Raw genomic sequence first — 3,850 nt, 5'->3', positions numbered from 1 at the left:
CTGGAGTTGACGAAGGCCGACTTGTTCGACAACCCTCGCGGGGCCAAGCACCTCTACCGTGATGCTGGCGGTCGGGCCCCAATCCTTCTCCGGCGCCGCGGCGGCCAGCGCCGGGACGGGCGTGGACGCGGTCTCGGCCGGGCGCTTCGGCTCCAGCTTCTGCGGCGCCTCGGCGGTCGGCTTCGCCGGGGCGGCGGAGCCTTCGCCGAGCACGGCGATCGGGGTGTTGACGGCCACGCCCTCGGTGCCTTCCTCGACCAGGATCTGGCTCAGCTTGCCCTCGTCGACCGCCTCCACCTCCATGGTCGCCTTGTCGGTCTCGATCTCGGCGATCACGTCGCCGGCGCGCACGTCCTCGCCGACCTTCTTCAGCCAGCGGGCGAGCTTGCCCTCCGTCATGGTGGGGGACAGGGCCGGCATCAGGACTTGCGTGGACACTGTCAGTCCTCCAGCAGGATGTCGGTCCACAGCTCGGCCGCATCCGGTTCGGGGCTCGCCTGGGCGTAGTCGGCCGCCTCGGCGATGCGCGCCTTGACCTCCGCATCGATCGCCTTGGTCACCTCGTCGCCGACGCCCATCTCGCTCAGCAGGTGGCGGACGTGCTCGATGCAGTCGCGCTCGCCGCGCATCTTCTCGATCTCGTCGCGGGTGCGGTACTTGCCCGGGTCGGACATCGAGTGGCCGCGGTAGCGATACGTCTTGATCTCCATCAGGTACGGCCCGTTGCCGGCGCGGCAATGCGCCACCGCCGCCACCGCCGCCTGGCGCACCGCCACCACGTCCATGCCGTCCACCGCGGCATGGGCCATGCTCCAGGGCGACCCGTTCTTGGACAGGTCGCGCGACGCGGTGGCGCGTTCCACGCTGGTGCCCATGCCGTACATGTTGTTCTCGATGACGTAGATGCACGGCAGCTTCATCAGCGCGGCGAGGTTGAAGCTCTCGAACACCTGGCCCTGGTTGGCGGCGCCGTCGCCGAAATAGGTGACCGCGACGTGGTCGTTGCCGCGATACCAGTCGGCGAACGCGAGCCCGGTGCCGAGGCTGACCTGCGCGCCGACGATGCCGTGGCCGCCGTAGAACTGCTTCTCCTTGCTGAACATGTGCATGGAGCCGCCCTTGCCCTTGGAGTAGCCGCCCGACCGCCCGGTCAGCTCCGCCATGACGCCGCGCGGCTCCATCCCCGTGGCCAGCATGTGGCCGTGGTCGCGGTAGGAGGTGATGACCTGGTCGCCCGGCTTGAGCGCGCCCTGCACGCCGACGACGACCGCCTCCTGCCCGATGTACAGGTGGCAGAAGCCGCCGATCAGGCCCATGCCGTACAGCTGGCCGGCGCGCTCCTCGAAGCGGCGGATCAGCAGCATGTCGCCATACGCTTGCAGCAACGCGTCCTGCGACATCGGCGGCTGGTTGGAGCCGGGATGCCCATCGCGCCCCATCGTCTCGGCCGATTGCGACATCGTCCCACTCCCGTCTGGTTCCTTGACTCTGCACCTAGCGTTCACTGGGGCCATGGGCAAGGGAGCGAGGCGGCAAGATCGTTGTTCCAGGCCCCCGGGCGACGCCGGCAGGGTCGCGCGCAACGCGCGCAGCGGGGTAGCCATGACGACCAACCCTGCTACGTTCCAGGGCATGTCCGATCAGCGTGATCCGTCCAGGTTCTTTCCGGTGCTGGTGCTGGCCGGCATCGTCCTGCTCGGCCTGCTGGCCTGGCAGGGGTTTCCCCTGGTGCAGGCCTACATTGCGCGCCAGGATTGCGTGGCGGTCGGCCGCACGAATTGCGGGTGAGCCGACAGGCGTCTAGCGTGCCGGAAGAATAGTAAAACAAGGAAGCGTCCATGATCATCACCCGTCGCTCGGCTGTCGGGCTGCTCGCTGCGCCGTTCGTGCTCCGGGCCGCCGGCGCGCGCGCCGCCGAGGCGCGGGTGCTGAAGATCAGCCATCAGTTTCCCGGCGGCACCGCGGAGCAGGGCGACTTCCGCGACCGGCTGGTGCGGCGCTTCGCGGCGCAGGTGCAGGAGAGGACGGGCGGCTCGCTGACGTTCGAGATCTATCCCGGCTCGTCGCTGATGAAGACGGTGGCGCAGTTCTCCGCCCTGCGGCGCGGCGCGCTGGACCTGACGCTGTATCCGCTGGCCTATGCCGGCGGCGAGGTGCCCGAGGTCAATGTCGGGCTGATGCCGTGCCTGGTGACCAGCTACGAGCAGGGCCTGGCATGGAAGACGGCGCCGATCGGGCAGGAGCTGACGACGCTGCTGGACAAGCGCGGCGTCAAGATCCTGACCTGGGTGTGGCAAGGCGGCGGCGTGGCCTCGCGCGCGGCTGGCGTGGCGAAGCCGGACGACACCAAGGGGCTGAAGATCCGCGGCGGCTCACGCGAGATGGACCAGATGCTCAAGGCGGCGGGCGGGATCATCAGTTCGGTCACCTCGGACGAGACCTATGCCGCGATGCAGACCGGATCTCTGGATGCGGCGGTGACGTCGTCCACTAGCCTGATCAGTTTCCGCTTGCAGGAGATCGCAAAGAACGTCACCACCGCTCGCGGCGGATCGTTTTGGTTTATGTTCGAGCCGTTGCTGATGTCGAAGTCGGTGTTCGAGAGCCTGACGCCGGAGCAGCAGGCGGCGATGGTCGAGGTTGGCGCGGCGCAGGAGCCGTTCGCGCTGGCGGCGGCCAAGGCGGACGACCAGTCGCTGGCCGAGATCTACAGCAAGGCGGGGGTGAAGGTCGTGGACATGGGCGCGGACGACATCGCGAAGTGGAAGGCCGTCGCGCAGGACAGCGCGTGGAAGGACTTCGCCAACCGCAACGCGGCGTGCGCGAACCTGCTGAAGCTGGCCGAGGCCGTCGCTTGACGACAATCACCGGCGTCGGCTCCCCGGCGGACATCCCGCGGGCGGGCGTGCTGGGCCTGGTGCAGGGGGCGGTCACCGGGCTGAACGGCGCGCTGGCGCTGGCGTCGGCGCTGGCGATCGCGGTGGCGGGCGCGGTGCTGACGTGGGAGGTGATCGGGCGCTATTTCCTCTCGATCGCCAGCGACTGGCAGGACGAGCTGTCCACCTTCCTGCTGATCGGCGCGACGTTCGGCTCCGCCGCGTGGACGCAGGCGCGGCGCGGACATGTCGGGATCGACGCGCTGGCGCATGTGCTGCCGCCGGGCGTGGACCGGGTGCGGCGGCTGCTGGCCGATCTGTGCTCGTTGCTGTTCGTGGCGTTCTTTGCCTGGAAGAGCTGGCAGTTGCTGGGCGAGGCGTGGGAGGAGGGCCAGACCACGCCGTCCTCGTGGGGGCCGCCGCTGTGGATCCCGTATGGCTGCATGACGGCGGGCATGGCGCTGCTGGCGGTGCAGTTGCTGCTGCAACTGCTCGGCAGCCGACACGCGGACTCGACCGAAGCGAACCTGGCGTGATCTCCGTAGTCCTTCTTCCTCTCCCTCTGGGAGAGGGCCGGGGTGAGGGGCCCACGCGACGAACCATCGCCGGTGGGCAAGACCCCTCACCCAACCCTCTCCCAGAGGGAGAGGGCTCTTACCAGCCATGAGCACCGGGACGATCGGCCTGCTTTACGCCGGGTCCACCCTGGTGGCGCTGTTCTCCGGCATCCCGATCGCGTTCGCGCTGGGCGGGGTCGCGACCGTGTTCATGATGCTGTTCATGCCGGCCGCCTCGCTCGATACCGTGGCGCAGAACGTCTACGAGGAACTCGCCTCCATCACCCTGCTGACCATCCCGCTGTTCATCCTGAAGGGCGCCGCGATCGGCAAGTCGCGCGCCGGCAAGGACCTGTACGACGCGCTGCACACCTGGCTGCACCGGGTGCCCGGCGGGTTGGGCGTCGCCGTGGTGCT

The 3,850-nt window shown here is 69.0% G+C and carries 6 protein-coding genes; 4 read left to right on the top strand and 2 right to left on the bottom strand.

Annotation, left to right across the window (positions count from 1 at the left end):
* On the bottom strand, nt 1-438 hold a 438-nt coding region (locus HUV06_RS15035), incomplete at its 3' end, for a biotin/lipoyl-containing protein (protein WP_371811092.1).
* A gap of 2 nt (nt 439-440) precedes the next feature.
* Nucleotides 441-1,460 carry a pyruvate dehydrogenase (acetyl-transferring) E1 component subunit alpha gene (gene pdhA / locus HUV06_RS15030; protein WP_217433912.1) on the bottom strand — a complete coding sequence of 340 codons (1,020 nt, stop codon included), beginning with the start codon at nt 1,458-1,460 and terminating at the stop codon, nt 441-443.
* A gap of 142 nt (nt 1,461-1,602) precedes the next feature.
* Here pdhA and HUV06_RS15025 point away from each other — a divergent pair, with 142 nt between their 5' ends.
* The 4 genes from HUV06_RS15025 to HUV06_RS15010 form a co-directional block, all read left to right on the top strand.
* On the top strand, nt 1,603-1,788 hold the full coding sequence (locus HUV06_RS15025) for a hypothetical protein (RefSeq protein ID WP_174302057.1): 186 nt from the start codon (nt 1,603-1,605) through the stop codon (nt 1,786-1,788).
* 98 nt (nt 1,789-1,886) lie between these two features.
* Nucleotides 1,887-2,858: a TRAP transporter substrate-binding protein DctP gene (gene dctP, locus HUV06_RS15020; protein ID WP_217433911.1), complete on the top strand. Its 972-nt coding sequence runs from the start codon at nt 1,887-1,889 to the stop codon at nt 2,856-2,858.
* Entirely contained in the window at nt 2,855-3,412 is a 558-nt protein-coding gene (locus HUV06_RS15015) for a TRAP transporter small permease (RefSeq protein WP_174302055.1), read from the top strand. The genes dctP and HUV06_RS15015 overlap by 4 nt, the downstream gene beginning before the upstream one ends.
* 127 nt (nt 3,413-3,539) lie before the next feature.
* Nucleotides 3,540-3,850 (top strand): TRAP transporter large permease subunit (locus HUV06_RS15010; RefSeq protein WP_174302054.1); only part of this gene is annotated, 311 nt, incomplete at its 3' end.

The organism is Caulobacter sp. S45 (genome assembly GCF_903642205.1).
GTDB lineage: Bacteria > Pseudomonadota > Alphaproteobacteria > Caulobacterales > Caulobacteraceae > CAHJWH01.
The sequence above is the reverse complement of the archived record's forward strand: the minus strand, read 5'-3'. Positions and strand labels throughout refer to the sequence as shown.

Coding starts and splice junctions, on each gene's coding strand:
- HUV06_RS15025 (WP_174302057.1), top strand. CDS start 1,603: ATGACGACCAACCCTGCTACGTTCCAGGGCATGTCCGATCAGCGTGAT.
- pdhA (WP_217433912.1), bottom strand. CDS start 1,460: ATGTCGCAATCGGCCGAGACGATGGGGCGCGATGGGCATCCCGGCTCC.